The organism is Saccharothrix sp. NRRL B-16314 (assembly GCF_000716595.1).
Lineage (GTDB): Bacteria > Actinomycetota > Actinomycetes > Mycobacteriales > Pseudonocardiaceae > Actinosynnema.
Genome location: NZ_JNXC01000050.1, coordinates 1 through 18,053 on the forward strand (window position 1 = coordinate 1; position 18,053 = coordinate 18,053).

2 protein-coding genes and 1 pseudogene are annotated in these 18,053 nt (G+C 70.8%); all 3 read left to right on the forward strand.

Annotated features, from left to right (window positions below; translation table 11 throughout):
- Positions 1–761: pseudogene (locus OQ02_RS47360) on the forward strand (acyltransferase domain-containing protein); the annotation flags it as partial.
- On the forward strand, positions 748–16,341 hold the full coding sequence (locus OQ02_RS40505) for a type I polyketide synthase (protein WP_051773295.1): 15,594 nt from the start codon (positions 748–750) through the stop codon (positions 16,339–16,341). The pseudogene OQ02_RS47360 and the gene OQ02_RS40505, both read left to right, overlap by 14 nt.
- Positions 16,342–16,588: 247 nt before the next feature.
- Positions 16,589–17,995, forward strand: a complete 1,407-nt coding sequence (locus tag OQ02_RS37530) for a cytochrome P450 (RefSeq protein WP_033443451.1) — start codon at positions 16,589–16,591, stop codon at positions 17,993–17,995.
- The last annotated feature ends 58 nt before the right edge of the window (positions 17,996–18,053 follow it).

An 18,053-nucleotide genomic window follows, 5' to 3' on the forward strand; every position in this document is an offset into this window, starting at 1 on the left:
GTCAGGGTGCTCAGCGTGCGGGGATGGGCGTTGCGCTTGCGGCGTCGTTCCCGCGTTTCGCCGAGGCTTTGGACGAGGTGTGTGCCGAGCTGGACCCGAAGTTGGGCCGCTCGCTGATGGACCTGCTTTCGGCGTCTGAGGGTTCGCGTGAAGCCGGCTTGTTGAACGAGACGGAGTTCACGCAGGCGGCGTTGTTCGCGGTCGAGGTGGCTTTGTTCCGTCTGGTCGAGTCGTTGGGTATGCGGGCGGATTACCTGATCGGCCACTCGGTCGGCGAAATCGCGGCTGCCCATGTGTCCGGTGTGTTGTCGTTGGCGGATGCGTGCACGTTGGTGGTGGCGCGCGGCCGTTTGATGGGTGCGTTGCCCGCCGGTGGTGGCATGGTGGCGGTGCAGGCGACCGAGCAGGAGGTCATCGGTTCGCTTGACGGTTTCGAGGGTCGCCTGTCGGTTGCGGCGATCAACGGCCCGCAAGCCGTAGTCGTCTCGGGTGAACTTGTGGCGTTGGACGAGTGGTTGCCGCAGTGGCAGGACCGCAAGACCACGCGTCTCAAGGTGAGTCACGCGTTCCATTCGCACTTGATGGACCCGATGTTGGCCGAGTTCCGCACGGTGGCCGAGGGTCTGACGTTCAGCGAGCCGCGTATTCCGATCGTGTCGAACGTGACCGGTGGTGTGGTGTCGGCTGAGCTGACCGACCCGGGCTACTGGGTCGACCACGTTCGCGGGGCTGTTCGCTTCACGGACGGTGTCCGCACGCTCCAAGACGAACGCCGCCGCCATCCGGGTGGGCGACCGCGACGAGTGGCTGTTCACCGGCCGCCTCTCGCAGGACTCCGCGCCATGGGTGCGGGACCACGGCGTGCTGGGCATGGTCGTCGTGCCGGGCACCGCGCTGGTCGAGCTCGTGGCCGCCGCCGGTTGGCACGCGGGCAGCCCCGTCGTGGACGATCTCGTGCTCGAAGCGCCGCTGATCCTCCGGGACGACGCGCCTGTCCAGTTGCAGGTCACCGTCGGCCAGGCCGAGGAGGACGGCCGGCGCGAGGTGGCGATCTACTCCCGTCCCGAAGCCGGCGCCGAGCCCGAGACGACCTGCCACGCGCGGGGAACGCTCGCCGTGGACGAGTCGCCCGCGCCGTCGTGGCTGCCGCTGGAGTGGCCGCCGGTCGGCGCCGAACCGATCGACGTCGATGCGCTCTACGCGAGGTTGACGGAGATCGGCTTCGACTACGGGCCTGCTTTCGTCGGCTTGCAGGCGGGGTGGCGCGACGGCGACGAGGTGTTCGCGGAGGTCTCCCTCCCGGACGAGCACGTCGAGTCGGCCAAGGGCTTCGGCCTGCACCCGGCGTTGTTCGACGCCTCGCTGCACGGCGGGCTCGGCTGGCTCGACCACGGCACGTCGGCCTCACTGCCGTTCTCGTGGTCCGGCGTCCGCCTGGCGCGCAGCGGCGCGGCTCGCGTCCGGGTCAGGATCACGTCGGCGGGCGAGTCGGCGTTGCGCGTCGACATCGTCGGTGAACTCGGCGAGCTGGTCGGCAGCGTGCGGAAGCTGGCGTTCCGGCCGGTCGAGCAGGCGCAGCTGGAAGGCGGCCTGAACAGGCCGAACGCGCTCTTCCAGGTCGACTGGACCCCGGTGGCGAACGCGACGCAGAACGCGACGCAGAACGCGTCGGCGCGAGCCACCGTCCTGGGTGAGGACCACGTGGACCTGGATGCGCTGGAACTGGCGCTGACCGAGGGCGCGGTGGCACCTGAGGTCGTCGTCGCGGCGATCAACAGCCCTTCCGAGTCCGCAGACGCGGCGACGGTTCGCGGAGTGGCTGAACGCACCCTCGGGCTGTTGCAGCGGTGGTTGGCGAGCGAGCAGCTGTCCGAGGCCCGACTGGTGGTGGTCACCCGCAACGGCATCGCGGTCGGCGACGACGTGCCCGACCTCGCGCTCTCCCCGGTGTGGGGCCTGGTCCGCAGCGCGCAGTCCGAGCACCCCGGCCGTTTCGTCCTCGCGGACGTCGTCGGCGACGCCCCCGACTGGGGTGTCCTGGCCGGGCTGGACGAGCCGCAGTTGGCGGTCCGCGACGGCCAGGTGCTCGCACCGAGGCTCAACCGGGCGTCGGACGTTCCGGCGCACGACGCGCTGACGCTGAACCCCGCCGGAACGGTCCTGATCACCGGTGGCACCGGCGGTCTTGGCGCGGTGTTCGCCAAGCACCTGGCCACCCGCTACGGGGCGAAGCACCTGCTGCTGGTGAGCCGGCGTGGTCCGTCCGCCGCCGGTGTGCCGGAGTTGGTCGCGGAACTGGACGCCCTGGGCGCCCGGACCGTGGTCGCGGCTTGTGATGTGTCCGATCGGGACCAGTTGGCGGACCTGATCGGTTCGCTGGAGCACCCGCTGACGGCGGTGGTGCACGCGGCCGGTGTGCTGGACGACGGCGTGATCGAGTCGCTGACGCCCGAGCAGCTGGCACGGGTCATGGGGCCGAAGGTCGACGCCGCACTGCACCTGCACGAGCTGACCGCCGACGCCGAACTGTCGGCGTTCGTGCTGTTCTCGTCGGTGGCGGCGTTGATCGGCAGCCCCGGCCAGGGCAACTACTCGGCCGCGAACGCGGTCCTGGACGCCCTCGCCGCCCGACGTCGGGCAGCGGGACTCCCGGCCAGTTCGCTGGCGTGGGGCCTGTGGGCGGAAGCCGGCATCGCGGGCAAGCTGGACGACGCCGAACTCGCACGCCTGGAACGCATGGGCGCCGAAGCACTTCCCACCGAAGTAGGGCTGGAGCTGTTCGACCAGTCCCAGCGGCTCGACGCCGCACTGCTGGTGCCGGTGCTGCTCGACCTGGGCGCACTGCGGGTGGCCGCGCGTTCGGGGATGCTCCCGGCGCTCATGCGCGGGTTGGTGCGGATGCCCGCTCGCCGTGCGGGCGCGGGCGGTTCGCTGGCTCAGCGGCTGGCCGGTGTGGCCGAGGCCGAGCGCGAGCGAGTGGTGCTCGACCTGGTCCAGGCGCAGGTCGCGGCGGTGCTGGGGCACGCCTCGGCGGCTGCGGTGGAGCCGGAGCGGGCGTTCAAGGAACTGGGCATCGACTCGCTCGGCGCGGTGGAGCTGCGCAACCGGTTGACGCAGGCCAGTGGCGTGCGGCTGTCGTCGACGCTGGTCTTCGACCACCCGACGCCGGCGGCGATCGCACGTCTCCTCATCAGCGAGGTGGGCGGCGTCGAAGAAGTTGCCCGACCGGTCACGCGGGTGCGGACGGCGAAGGCCGACGAGCCGTTGGCGATCGTGGGCATGAGCTGCCGCTACCCGGGCGGCCTGACGTCACCGGACGCGTTGTGGAAGCTGGTGTCCGAAGGCCGTGACGCGATCACCGGCCTGCCGGAGGATCGCGGCTGGGACCTGGAGCGGCTGTACGACCCGGACCCCGACAAGCTCGGCACGGTGTACGCGCGCGGCGGCGGTTTCGTCGACGGCGTCGGTGACTTCGACGCCGGGTTCTTCGGGATCAGCCCGCGTGAGGCGTTGGCGATGGACCCGCAGCAGCGGTTGCTGTTGGAGGCGGCGTGGGAGGCGTTCGAGGACGCCGGGATCGACCCCACGACGTTGAAGGGCACGGACACCGGTGTCTTCTGCGGTGTCGGGCCGTCCGACTACGCCGCGATGCCGGCGGGCGGCCTGCCCGAGATCGAGGGCTTCCGGTTGACCGGCGCGACGACCAGCGTGGTGTCCGGTCGGATCGCCTACACCCTGGGTCTGGAAGGCCCGGCGGTGTCGGTGGACACGGCGTGCTCGTCGTCGTTGGTGGCGTTGCACCTGGCGTCGCAGGCGTTGCGGTCGGGCGAGTGCTCGATGGCCCTGGTCGGTGGCGTGACGGTACTCGCCGGGCCGACCCTGCTGATGGAGTTCAGCCGGCAGCGCGGACTGGCGCCGGACGGGCGGAGCAAGTCGTACGCGGCGGCGGCGGACGGGACCGGGTTCTCCGACGGTCTCGGCCTGGTCGTGCTGGAGCGGCTGTCCGACGCGCGTCGCAACGGTCACCGGATTCTCGGTGTGGTGCGCGGTAGTGCGATCAACCAGGACGGTGCGAGCAACGGTCTCACCGCGCCGAACGGTCCGTCGCAGGAGCGTGTGATCCGTCAGGCGTTGGCGAACGCGGGTTTGTCGCCCGCGGAGGTCGACGCGGTGGAGGGTCACGGCACGGGCACCCGGTTGGGTGACCCGATCGAGGCTCAGGCACTGCTCGCCACCTACGGCAGCGAGCGCGAGAACGGTCCGCTGCGGCTTGGCTCGATCAAGTCGAACATCGGGCACACGTCGTCGGCGGCGGGCATCGCCGGTGTGATCAAGATGGTCATGGCGATGCGGCACGGCGTGCTGCCTCCCACCCTGAACGTGGACGCGCCCTCACCGCACGTCGACTGGAGCGCCGGGCAGGTCAAGCTGCTGACGGAGGCCGAGGACTGGCCCGCGTCGGCACGTCCGCGTCGCGCCGGTGTGTCCTCGTTCGGTGTCAGCGGCACCAACGCGCACGTCGTCCTGGAAGAGGCGCCGCGCGAGGAACCGGTGTCGGTGAAGGAAGAGCGCCCCGCGCCGCCGGCCGTGCCGGTGCTGGTGTCGGGCAAGGGCGAGGCGGCGCTCCGCGCGCAGGCGGATCGCCTGCGCGCCCACCTGCTCGAACGCCCGGACGTCGGGCTGCTGGACGTGGCGTTCTCGGTCGCGGCGACCAGGGCGCAGTTCGATCGCCGTGCGGCGGTCGTGGCCTCGGACCGGGAAGGCCTGCTGGCCGGCCTGTCGGCTCTGGCCACTGCCGAACCGGCTGCGGGGGTCGTCGAAGGCCGGTTGACCGGTGGCAAGTCGGCGTTCTTGTTCACGGGTCAGGGTGCTCAGCGGGCCGGGATGGGTGTTGCCCTCGCGGAGTCGTTCCCGCGTTTCGCCGAGGCTTTGGACGAGGTGTGCGCTGAGCTGGACCCGAAGTTGGGCCGCTCGCTGATGGACCTGCTTTCGGCGTCTGAGGGTTCGACTGAAGCCGGCTTGTTGAACGAGACGGAGTTCACGCAGGCGGCGTTGTTCGCGGTCGAGGTGGCTTTGTTCCGCCTGGTCGAGTCGTTGGGCATGCGGGCGGACTATCTGATCGGCCACTCGGTCGGTGAAATCGCGGCGGCCCATGTGTCCGGTGTGTTGTCGTTGGCGGATGCGTGCACGTTGGTGGTGGCTCGTGGCCGTTTGATGGGTGCGTTGCCCGCCGGTGGTGGGATGGTGGCGGTGCAGGCGACCGAGCAGGAGGTCATCGGTTCGCTTGACGGTTTCGAGGGTCGCCTGTCGGTGGCGGCGATCAACGGCCCGCAGGCTGTGGTGGTCTCGGGTGAACTTGAGGCGTTGGACGAGTGGTTGCCGCAGTGGCAGGACCGCAAAACCACGCGCCTCAAGGTGAGTCACGCGTTCCACTCGCACCTGATGGACCCGATGCTGGCCGAGTTCCGCAAGGTCGCGGAAGGGCTGACGTTCAGCGAGCCCCGTATTCCGATCGTGTCGAACGTGACCGGCGGAGTCGTGTCGGCTGAACTGACCCAGCCCGGCTACTGGGTCGACCACGTCCGCGGCGCGGTCCGGTTCACGGACGGTGTCCGCACACTTCAGGCACAGGGCGTCACGCGGTTCTTCGAGCTGGGCCCGGACGGTGTCCTGACCGCGATGGCACGGCAGTCCGTCGACGACGACGCCGTGTTCGCGTCCGCGATGCGTGCCCGCAAGGCGGAGCCCGAGACGTTCGCCGCCTTCCTGGCACAGGCGCACATCGCCGGCATCGCGATCGACTGGACCGCGTTCTACGCGGGCACCGGCGCGCGTCGGGTCGAGTTGCCGACCTACGCCTTCCAGCGCGAGCGGTACTGGGTGGCGCCCGGCGCCGGCACCGGTGATCCGGCAGCCGCAGGTCTGGCCCACCTCGATCACCCGATGCTCGCCGCCGCAGTGCCGGTCGGCGACCGGGACGAGTGGGTGTTCACGGGTCGTCTGTCGCAGGACAGCGCGCCGTGGGTGCGTGACCACGTGGTGCTGGGCATGGTCATCGTCCCCGGCACCGCCCTGGTCGAACTCGCTGCCGCGTCCGGTCGTCACGCGGGCAGCCCCGTGGTCGAAGAGCTGGTGCTCGAAGCGCCGTTGCTCCTGCACGAGACCGCCGCGGTGCGGCTGCAGGTCACGGTCGGAGCGGCCGGTGAGGACGGCATCCGCGAGGTGGCGATCTACTCGCGACCCGAAGGCGGCACCGAACAGGACGTGACGTGTCACGCCCGCGGCACCCTCGCCGCCGACGGGCCGCCGATCGAGGCGTGGTCCACCGAGTGGCCGCCGGCGGACGCCGAGCCGGTCGCGGTCGACTCGCTGTACCCGCGGTTGGTGGATGCCGGCTACGAGTACGGGCCCGCGTTCCAGGGCTTGCAGGCCGCGTGGCGGGACGGTGACGACGTCTACGCGGAGGTCGCGCTGGCGGACGAGCACCTCGACGCAGCCCAGGGCTTCGGCCTCCACCCCGCCCTCTTCGACGCCGCGCTGCACGGCGGGTTGCTGGACAAGGAGATCGGAGCCACGGCGGATCTGCCGTTCTCGTGGTCCGGTGTCCGGTTCGGCGAGCAGGGCGTCGGGCGGGTCCGGGTGCGGATCGGCTCGGCGGGTGACTCCACCCTCCGGCTCGACGTCGTCAGCGAGCACGGCGAACCGGTCGTGAGCGTGGCGAAGCTCGCGGTCCGCCCGGTCGAGCAGTCGCAGCTGGAAGGCGCGCAGCGCACTCGGCAGCGTTCGCTGTTCCAGGTGGACTGGGTGCCGGTTGCGGACGTGACGCGGAAGTCGACCCGTGTCGCCGCGCTCGGCAGTGGTTTCCCCGGTGTGGCGGAGCGTTTCGAGGACTTGGACGCCCTGGAGCGGTCGTTGGCGGACGGTGCTCCAGAGGCTGTCCTGGTTTCGATCGAGTCGCCGGTCGGAGTCGACGCCGCGACTGGTGGCCGAGTGGTCGCTGAGCGGACGTTGGTGTTGTTGCAGCGGTGGTTGGCCACCGAGCAGCTGTCCGGTGTGCGGTTGGTCGTGGTGACGCGGCGTGCGGTCGCGGTGGGGGATGAGGCTCCTGACCTCGTGCAGTCGCCGGTCTGGGGCTTGGTGCGCAGTGCGCAGTCCGAGAACCCCGGCCGGTTGCTGCTGGTGGACGTCGACGGCGACGAGCCGGACTGGACCGCCCTGGTCGGTCTGGAGGAGCCGCAGATCGCCGTCCGCGAGGGCGGGTTGGTGGTGCCGCGACTGGCACAGGCCGAAACGCCGCAGGTGGTCGACGGGACGGCGTGGCGGTTGGCGGCCGAGCGGAAGGGTTCGCTGGAAGGGCTGGCGATCGTCGGCTCCGACGCCGACCGGCCGCTGGGCGCGCTCGAAGTCCGGATCGGGGTCCGCGCCGCGGGCGTGAACTTCCGGGACGTGCTCATCGCGCTCGGGATGTACCCGGGTGACGCCCCGCTGGGCAGTGAAGCGGCCGGTGTCGTGGTGGACGTCGGTTCGGACGTCATGGACCTGGCACCGGGTGACCGGGTCATGGGCCTGGTCATGGACGGCTTCGGATCATTGGGCGTCACCGACCGGCGGATGCTGGTCCCGATGCCCGCCGGCTGGACGTTCGCCGAGGCGGCATCCGTGCCGCTGGTGTTCCTCACCGCGTACTACGGCCTGTTCGACCTGGCCGGTCTCCAGCGCGGCGAGCGGGTGCTGGTGCACGCCGCCGCCGGTGGTGTCGGCATGGCGGCCGTGCAGTTGGCGCGGCACGTCGGTGCGGAGGTCTTCGCGACCGCCAGCCCGGCGAAGTGGGACGCGGTGCGCGGCCTGGGCGTTGCCGACGAGCGGATCGCCTCGTCGCGTGACCTCGCGTTCCGCGACACGTTCCGGGACCTCACCGCCGGTGCGGGTGTCGACGTGGTGTTGAACGCGCTGACCGGCGAGTTCGTGGACGCCTCGCTGGACCTGCTGCCGCGTGGTGGCCGGTTCATCGAGATGGGCAAGGCCGACATCCGCGACCCGGAAGTCATCGCCCGCGAGCACGCCGGATCGCGCTACCAGTCGTTCGACCTGCTGGAGGCGGGGCCGGAGCGCATCCAGCAGATGCTGTGCGAGCTGGTCGCGCTGTTCGAGCAGGACGTCCTGAGCCTGTCGCCGATCCGGACGTGGGACGTCCGCAGTGGGCGGGAGGCGTTCCGGTTCCTGCGGGAGGGGCGCAACACCGGCAAGGTGGTTCTCACCGTTCCGGCGCCGCTGGACCGGGACGGCACCGTTCTGATCACCGGTGGCACGGGTGGTCTGGGTGCGTTGTTCGCCCGCCATCTCGCCGAGACCGGCGTCAGGCACCTGCTGCTGGTCAGCCGGCGTGGTCCGGCGGCGGACGGCGTGGCGGAGCTGGTGGCGGAGCTTGAAGCGGTCGGCTGCACGGTGCGGGTCGCGGCGTGTGACGTGTCCGATCGTGGTCAGGTGGCCGAGTTGATCGGTTCGCTGGAGCATCCGCTCACCGCCGTGATCCACGCGGCCGGTGTGTTGGACGACGGCGTGGTCGGCTCTTTGACCGCTGGGCAGTTGGAGCGGGTGATGCGGCCGAAGATGGATGCGGCGTTGCACCTGCACGAGCTGACGGCCGGTATGGAGTTGTCGGCGTTCGTCATGTTCTCGTCGGTCGCTGCGTTGATCGGCAGCCCGGGACAGGGCAACTATGCTGCTGCGAACGCGTTCCTGGACGCGTTGGCCGCCAAGCGTCGGGCCGAAGGACTTCCCGCGAGTTCGCTGGCGTGGGGTCTGTGGGCCGACGCGGGCATGTCCGGCACGCTGGACGAGAACGATCTCGCCCGGCTGGAGCGGATGGGCACCGGCGCGCTGTCGGCGGAACTCGGCCTCGAACTGTTCGAAGAGGCGCGAGGACTGGACACGGCGCTGCTGGTGCCGGTGCGGCTCGACCTGGCCGCGCTGCGGGTCCAGGCACGGTCCGGGATGCTGCCCCCGCTGCTGCGCGGTCTGGTCCGCGCTCCGGCGCGGCGCGTCGAGTCCGCGGGCGGTTCGCTCGCGCAGCGGCTCGCCGGTGTCGCGGAAGCCGACAAGGAACGGGTCGTCCTCGAACTGGTCCAGGCGCAGGTCGCCGCGGTGCTGGGGCACGCCTCGGCGACGGCGGTCGAACCCGACCGGGCGTTCAAGGAACTCGGTATCGACTCGCTCGGCGCGGTGGAGCTGCGGAACCGGTTGACGCAGGCCAGTGGCGTGCGGCTGCCCACCACGCTGGTGTTCGACCACCCGACGCCGACGGCCATCGCACGGTTCCTCCTCGACGAGGTGGGTCCGGTCGCGGAGCAGGCCGCGCCCGTCGTCCGGTCGAAGCAGACCAGGGCGAGGGCGGACGAGCCGCTGGCGATCGTCGGGATGAGCTGCCGGTACCCCGGCGGTGTCACCTCGCCGGACGACCTGTGGCGACTGGTGTCCGAAGGCCGTGACGCGGTGTCGGGCCTGCCGGAGGATCGCGGTTGGGACCTGGAGCGGTTGTACGACCCGGACCCCGACAAGCTCGGCACGGTGTCCACCCGCGGCGGTGGGTTCGTGCGGGGGATCGGCGACTTCGACGCCGGGTTCTTCGGCGTGAGCCCGCGTGAGGCGTTGGCGATGGACCCGCAGCAGCGGTTGCTGCTGGAAGCGGCCTGGGAGGCGTTCGAGGACGCCGGGATCGATCCGGCCTCGTTGCGCGGCAGCGACACGGGTGTGTTCTGCGGTGTTGTAGCCACCGAGTACGGCGGCACGAACCCGTCCGAGCTGGAGGGCTTCCGGCTGACCGGCACGACGTCGAGCGTGGCGTCCGGCCGCGTGGCCTACACGCTGGGTCTGGAAGGCCCTGCGGTCTCGGTGGACACGGCGTGCTCGTCGTCGCTGGTCGCGATGCACCTCGCTTCGCAGGCGTTGCGCTCCGGTGAGTGCTCGATGGCGCTGGTCGGCGGTGTGACGGTGATGGCCGGGCCGCACCTGCTGGTGGAGTTCAGCCGGCAGCGCGGTTTGGCGCCGGACGGGCGTTGCAAGTCCTACGCGGAGGGCGCGGACGGGACCGGGTTTTCCGACGGTCTGGGCCTGTTGGTGATGGAGCGGTTGTCGGACGCGCGTCGTAACGGTCACCGGATTCTTGGTGTGGTGCGGGGTAGTGCGATCAACCAGGACGGTGCCAGCAATGGTCTGACGGCTCCGAACGGTCCGTCGCAGGAGCGTGTGATCCGTCAGGCGTTGGCGAACGCGGGTTTGTCGCCCGCGGAGGTCGACGCGGTGGAGGGTCACGGTACGGGCACCCGGTTGGGTGATCCGATCGAGGCTCAGGCACTGCTCGCCACCTATGGCAGCGAGCGGGAGAACGGTCCGCTGCGGCTCGGGTCGATCAAGTCGAACATCGGGCACTCTTCCGCAGCGGCCGGTGTGGCCGGTGTGATCAAGATGGTCATGGCGATGCGCAACGGCGTGCTGCCGCCCACGCTGCACGTGGACGCGCCGTCGCCGTACGTCGACTGGGACGCGGGCGAGGTGAAGCTGCTGACGGAGGCCGAGGACTGGCCCGCGTCGGCACGTCCGCGTCGCGCCGGTGTGTCGTCGTTCGGGATCAGCGGCACGAACGCGCACGTGATCATCGAGGAAGCTCCCGCCGACGCGGTGGCTCAGGTCGCTCCGGTCGTGCACCGGCCGGCGGTCGTGCCCGTGCTGGTGTCGGCGAAGAGCGACAGCGCGCTGCGGGCCCAGGCCGACCGGTTGCGGTCGCACCTGATGGCACGTCCGGAGCTGGACGTGGTCGACGCCGGCTTCTCGCTGGTGACGACGCGAGGTCAGTTCGACCAGCGGGCCGCCGTGATCGCGTCCGACCGTGACGGTGTGCTCGCCGGTCTGGCCGCGTTGGCCGAGGGCGGGCCGGGTGCGGGCGTTGTCGACGGTCGGCCGGTCGGCGGCAAGTCGGCGTTCCTGTTCACGGGTCAGGGTGCTCAGCGGGCCGGGATGGGTGTTGCCCTCGCGGAGTCGTTCCCGCGTTTCGCCGAGGCTCTGGACGAGGTGTGCGCTGAACTCGACCCGAAGTTGGGTCGTTCGCTGAAGGACCTGCTTTCCGCAGCTGAAGGCTCGCCTGAGGCTGCTTTGTTGAACGAGACGGAGTTCACGCAGGCGGCGTTGTTCGCGGTCGAGGTGGCTTTGTTCCGCCTGGTCGAGTCGCTGGGCATCCGGCCGGACTACCTGATCGGCCACTCGGTCGGCGAACTCGCGGCGGCCCACGTCGCCGGTGTGCTGTCGCTGGCCGATGCGTGCACGTTGGTGGTGGCACGCGGTCGGTCGATGGGCGCGCTGCCTGCCGGCGGTGGCATGGTGGCGGTTCAGGCCACGGAGGACGAGGTCGTCGCCTCCCTCGCCGGTTTCGATGCCCGCTTGTCGGTCGCGGCGATCAACGGGCCGCTGGCCGTCGTGGTCTCCGGTGAGATCGAGGCGTTGGACGAGTGGCTGCCCCAGTGGCAGCACCGCAAGACCACGCGCCTCAAGGTCAGCCACGCGTTCCACTCGCACCTGATGGACCCGATGCTGGCCGAGTTCCGCACGGTCGCTGAAGGGCTGACGTTCAGCGAGCCGCGCATTCCGATCGTGTCGAACGTGACCGGCGGAGTGGTGTCGGCCGAACTGACCGACCCGGCCTACTGGGTCGACCACGTGCGTGGCGCGGTCCGCTTCACGGACGGTGTCCGCACCCTCCGAGCCGAAGGCGTCACGCGGTTCTTCGAGCTGGGCCCGGACGGTGTGCTCACCGCGATGGCCCGGCAGTCGGTGGACGAGGACCACGACGCGGTGTTCGTGCCGGCGTTGCGCGCCCGCCAGGCGGAGCCGGAGACGTTCGCCCGGTTCCTGGCCCAGGTCCACATGGCCGGGGCCGTGGTCGACTGGACCGCGTTCTACGCGGGCACTGGCGCGCGTCGGGTGGAGTTGCCGACCTACGCCTTCCAGCGTGAGCGGTACTGGGTGTCGTCGGGCGTCGGTGCGGGCGATCCGGCTGCCTCCGGCCTCGGCCGGCTCGATCACCCGCTGGTCGCCGCGGTGGTGCCGGTCGGCGACCGCGACGAGTGGGTGTTGACCGGTCGCCTGTCGCAGGACAGCGCGCCGTGGGTGCGTGATCACGTGGTGCTGGGCATGGTCATCGTCCCGGGCACCGCGCTGGTGGAGCTGGCGTTGACGGCGGGTCGGCTGACCGGCTGCCCGGTGGTGGACGAGTTGGTGCTGGAGGCGCCGCTGGTCCTGGAGGACGAGTCCGCGCGCCTGGTCCAGGTCATGGTCGGCGAGCCGGGTGACGACGGTCGCCGTGACGTGGCGGTCTACTCGCGCCCCGAAGCAGGCGGTGACGACGGCGAGCGCCTGGTGATCTGCCACGCCCGCGGTCGGGTCGGCGTCGAGGCGGCGCCGCTGCCGCTGTTCCCGGTGGAGTGGCCGCCGTCCGGCGCGGAGCCGGTCGCGGTCGACTCGCTCTACCCGCGGTTGGTGGACGCCGGTTACGAGTACGGGCCGGCGTTCCAGGGCTTGCGGGCCGCGTGGCGGGTGGGCGACGACGTCTACGCAGAGGTGACGCTGCCCGAGAGCGCCGGCGGTGACGGGTTCGGCATCCACCCGGCGTTGTTCGACGCGGCGCTGCACGGCGGCTTGCTGGACAAGGAGATCGGGTCGTCGGCGGACCTGCCGTTCTCGTGGTCCGGCGTGCGGCTCGGCCACGGGTCCGGCACCCGGGTCCGGGTGCGGATCAGCCCGGCGGGTGAGTCCGCGATGCGGCTCGACGTCGTCGACGAGGCCGGTCTGGCGGTCGTCGCGGTCGACACCCTCGCGGTCCGCCCGGTCGACCAGGCTCAACTCGAAGGCGCACAACGGGGTCGTCAGCGGTCGCTGTTCCAGCTCGACTGGACCACGGTCGTCGGTGCGTCGCGGTCGACGCGGATCGCCGCGCTCGGCAGTGGTTTCCCCGGTGTGACCGAGCGTTTCGAGGACTTGGACGCCCTGGAGCGGTCGTTGGCGGACGGTGCTCCGGAGGCCGTTCTGGTCTCGATCGAGTCACCGGCCGGAGCCGACGCCGCGACCGCAGGGCGTTTGGTCGCTGAGCGGACGTTGGTGTTGTTGCAGCGGTGGTTGACCACCGAGCAACTGGCTGACGTGCAGTTGGTCGTGGTGACGCGGCGCGCGGTCGCGGTGGGCGATGAGGCGCCAGACCTCGTGCAGTCGCCGGTCTGGGGTTTGGTGCGCAGTGCGCAGTCCGAGAACCCCGGTCGGTTGCTGCTGGTCGACGTCGACGGTGACGAGCCGGACTGGGGCACGGTGATCGGTCTGGACGAGCCGCAGGTCGCGGTCCGCGAAGGCGGTCCGGTGGTGCCGAGGCTCACCCAGGCCGACGCGTCACCGGTGCTCAACGGGACGGCGTGGCGGTTGGCGGCCGAGCGGAAGGGATCGCTGGAAGGCCTGGCGATCGTTCCGTCGGCGGGTGATCGGCCGCTGGACGCGCACGAGGTGCGGGTCGGTGTCCGGGCCGCCGGCCTGAACTTCCGGGACGTGCTGATCACGCTCGGGATGTACCCGGGTGACGCCCCGCTGGGCAGTGAAGCTTCTGGGGTCGTGCTGGAGGTCGGGTCGGAGGTCACGGACCTGGCAGCGGGTGACCGCGTGCTGGGCCTGGTGACGGATTCCTTCGGTTCGATGGGCATCGCGGATCGGCGGATGCTGGTCCCGATGCCCGCCGGCTGGTCGTTCGCCGAGGCGGCGTCCGTGCCGCTGGTGTTCCTCACCGCGTACTACGGGCTGGTCGACCTCGCCGGTCTCAAGGCCGGTGAACGACTGCTGGTGCACGCCGCCGCCGGTGGCGTGGGCATGGCGGCCGTGCAGCTGGCCCGGCACTGGGGCGTCGAGGTCTTCGCGACCGCGAGCAAGCCCAAGTGGGACGCGGTGCGGGCGCTGGGCGTCCCGGCCGAGCGGATCGCCTCTTCGCGTGACCTCGCGTTCCGGGAGGCGTTCCGGGAGGCGACCGGTGGCGAGGGTGTCGACGTGGTGTTGAACGCCCTGGCCGGCGAGTTCATCGACGCCTCGCTGGACCTGCTGCCGCGCGGTGGCCGGTTCATCGAGATGGGCAAGGCGGACCTGCGTGACGCGGAGGCCGTGGCCGCCGCGCACGCCGGGGTGCGCTACCAGTCCTACGACCTCCTGGAGGCCGGGCCGGAGCGCATCCAGGAGATGCTGCGCGACCTGATGGCGTTGTTCGACCAGGGAGCGCTGGACCTGTCGCCGATCCGCACGTGGGACGTCCGCAGTGGACGGGACGCGTTCCGGTTCCTGCGGGAGGGGCGCAACACCGGCAAGGTGGTCCTCACCGTTCCGGCGCCGCTCGATCAGAACGGCACCGTCCTGATCACCGGCGGCACGGGTGGTCTGGGTGCGTTGTTCGCCCGCCACCTCGCCCAGTCGGGTGCGAAGCAGTTGGTGCTGGTGAGTCGTCGGGGGATGGCGGCCGAGGGCGTGCCGGAGTTGGTGGCGGAGCTTGAAGCGGTCGGCTGCACGGTGCGGGTCGCGGCGTGTGACGTGTCCGATCGTGGTCAGGTGGCCGAGCTGATCGGCTCGCTGGAGCACCCGCTCACCGCCGTGATCCACGCGGCCGGTGTGTTGGACGACGGCGTGGTCGGTTCGCTCACCCCGCAGCAGTTGGAGCGGGTGATGCGACCGAAGATGGATGCGGCGTTGCACCTGCACGAATTGACGGCGGGCCTGGAGTTGTCGGCGTTCGTCATGTTCTCCTCGGTGGCTGCGTTGATCGGCAGTCCGGGGCAGGGCAACTACGCCGCCGCGAACGCGTTCCTGGACGCGTTGGCCGCCAAGCGTCGGGCCGAAGGACTTCCGGCCAGTTCGCTGGCCTGGGGTCTGTGGGCCGAGGCGGGCGGCATGTCCGGCGGGTTGGACGAAGCCGAGATCGCGCGGCTGGAGCGCCAGGGCATCGGCGCGCTGTCGACCGAGCTGGGCCTGGAGCTGTTCGACCGCGCCAACGGGCTCGGTGAAGCGCTGCTCGTGCCGGTGCGGCTGGACTTCGCCGCGTTGCGGCTCCAGGCACGGGCGGGGATGCTGCCCGCGTTGCTCCGCGGTCTGGTGCGTGCTCCGGCGCGGAAGGTCGAGAGCGCCGGCGTCCCGCTGGACCGGCGGCTGGCCGGTATCGCCGAAGCCGACCGGGAACGGGTTGTCCTCGAACTGGTCCAGGCTCAGGTCGCGGCCGTGCTGGGCCACGCGTCCGCCGACGCCGTCGATCCGGACCGGGCGTTCAAGGACCTCGGCATCGACTCGCTCGGCGCGGTGGAGCTGCGCAACCGGCTGACGCAGGCCAGTGGCGTGCGGCTGCCCACAACGCTGGTGTTCGACCACCCGACACCGCTGGCCATCGCGCGGTTCCTGCTGACGGAGGTCGGCGCGGTGGCGGAGCAGGCCGCACCGCGTGACGGCGGCGTCAAGGCGCCCCAGGACGGCCAGGGAACGCTCAGCGCACTCCTCCGGCACGCGCACGCCGCCGGTTCGGTCGCCGACACGGTGCCGTTGCTGACCGGGATGTCGAAGTTCCGGCCCACGTTCGCGTCGGCGGCGGAACTGGGCGACGACGGGTACGTCGTGCGGCTCGCCTCGGGCGGTGACCTGACGAAGGTCGTCTGCGTGCCGTCCTTCGTGGTGGGCTCCGGACCGCACCAGTTCATGCGGTTCGCCGACCACTTCGAGGGCACGCGGGACGTCTTCGCCTGCTCGCTCCCGGGTTTCCGCGGCACCGAGCCGTCACCGGGGAGTTGGGACGCCGCGGTCGAGGTCCTGGCGGGCTCCATCCGCCGGGCCGTAGGCGACGCGCCGTTCGTGCTGGTCGGCTACTCGACCGGTGGCGTCATCGCGCACTCCCTCGCCGCCGCGTTCGAGGCGGCGGGCGTCAAGCCGGAGGGCGTCGTGCTGATCGACACCCCCATGCCGGAACGCGGGGAGGAGACCAACCGCGTCTTCTCCGCGGTGATGACGGAAATCCTCGGTCGCGAGGACGAGGCCATCGCCATCGACGACGCCAACTGGCTCGCCATGGGCACGTACATGCGCCTGCTGGCCGAGCACCGGGCGACGCCGATCACCACCCGGAGCCTGCTGATCCGGGCGGGCGAACCACTCGGCGAGGCCGACACCGCCGACTGGCCCGCGTGGGACGTCGGCGCCGACCAGGTCGTGCTCCCCGCCGATCACTTCGCCCTGATCGAGTCCGCGGCGACGGCGACCGCGGAAGCGACGCGGGAGTGGTTGGAGTCGTGAACCGAATCGTGTCGTGGCAAAGCGTTCCAGGGGCCACCGCAGTGGCCTCGACCGTGCTAGAAGTACGCCCTGACGTTGCCGCACCCCACCCCCCGCCACCGCGCGCGGCGGTGCCGGGGTTCGTGGGCGGACTGCACTTGGCGGTGACCGGGGCCGGACGGCATCCGGTTGCCGGATATGCGTTCTCAGCTCGGTGAGCGAGTCGAATCGTGACGTGGCCACGCGATGGTCGAGAAAGGTGAAGGAAATGGATTCCCCCACTGCAAGTCCCGGTGACACCAAGGGGCGCGAGGCCGCGGCCATCCCCGCCACCTCCCTGCCGGGTTCCAAGGCGCCGGCGGTGGTGCAGCTGCTGAGCTACTGGACCAACCCGCAGGCGTTCGTGGAGAAGCGCCGTGAGCGCTACGGCCCCCGGTTCCAGGTCAGCATCCGCATCCCGGCCCGCCCGGTGTACATGCTCACCAGCCCGGAAGACGTCAAGGCGATGTTCCTGGCGCCGGCCGACGTCCTGCACACCGGTACCGGTTCGGCCACGATCGAGAAGTGGACCGGCACCAGCGGCCTGGCGTGGTTGGACGAGGACGCACACAAGGTGCGCCGCAAGCTCCTCATGCCGAGCTACCACGGCGCGGCGCTGATGCGCATCGGCGAGGCGATCCCCCGGATGGCCAAGGAGGACGTGGCGAGCTGGCCGCGTGGCAAGGACATGCCGCTGCACCCGCACATCCACCGCTTCACGCTGCACGTGATCCGCGAGGTCGTCTACGGCTCGCGGACGCCGCGGCGCTGGGAGGAACTGCTCGACCTGCTGCTGCAGATGATGGAGTTCAACAACAGCATCGCTTCGCCGATGATGCTCCACAAGATGCCGCCGCGGGTCCTGAAGCTGTTCCGCTCGATCAAGTCGCTGGGGCTGGAGAACTTCCTCCAGTTGCGGGACAAGGCGGACGCGCTGATCTACGAGACCATCGAGGAGCACCGGGAGTCCGACTACCGCGGCGACGACCTGCTGTCGGTACTGCTGGGGATCACGCACGAGGACGACGGCACGCCGTTGAGCCCGCGCGAGATCCGCGACGAGATGATGACCATCTTCCTGGCCGGCACCGAGACGACCGCCGCCGCGATGGCGTGGACGTTCGAGTACCTGACCCGGCACCCCGAGGCGCTGAAGCGGCTGCGCGACGAGATCGACGCGGGCGAGAGCGACGCCTACCTGATGGCCGTGATCAACGAGGTGCTGCGCCTGCGCCCGTCGATCCCGAACATCATCGTGCGCGAGGTGAAGAAGCCGATCGAGATCGGCGGCGTGCAGTTCGAGCCGGGGATGCACCTGTGGGCCAGCGCCTACCTGGTGAACCACGACAAGTCCACCTACGAGAACCCGGACGAGTTCCGCCCGGAGCGCTTCCTGGACTCCAAGCCGGGCACGTTCACGTGGATCCCGTTCGGTGGTGGCCGCATCCGCTGCATCGGCGACAAGATCGCGCTGCTGGAGATGAAGGCGGTCATCAAGGAGGTGCTGACCCAGTGCGAGCTGGAGCGGCCCGACCCGCGCCCCGAAGAGGCCAAGAGCCGCATCGTGGTGAACGTGCCCTCGAAGTTCACCCGCGTCGTGCTCCGCGACCGCGTGCGGGAGACGAGCATGGCCTAGCGGCCACGTGATCGCACCGGCTGCCGCCCGATCCCCGGACCTCGCGTCCGGGGTCGGG

Excerpts from the sequence above, each read along its gene's own strand:
- OQ02_RS37530 (WP_033443451.1), top strand. The coding sequence starts at position 16,589 with ATGGATTCCCCCACTGCAAGTCCCGGTGACACCAAGGGGCGCGAGGCC.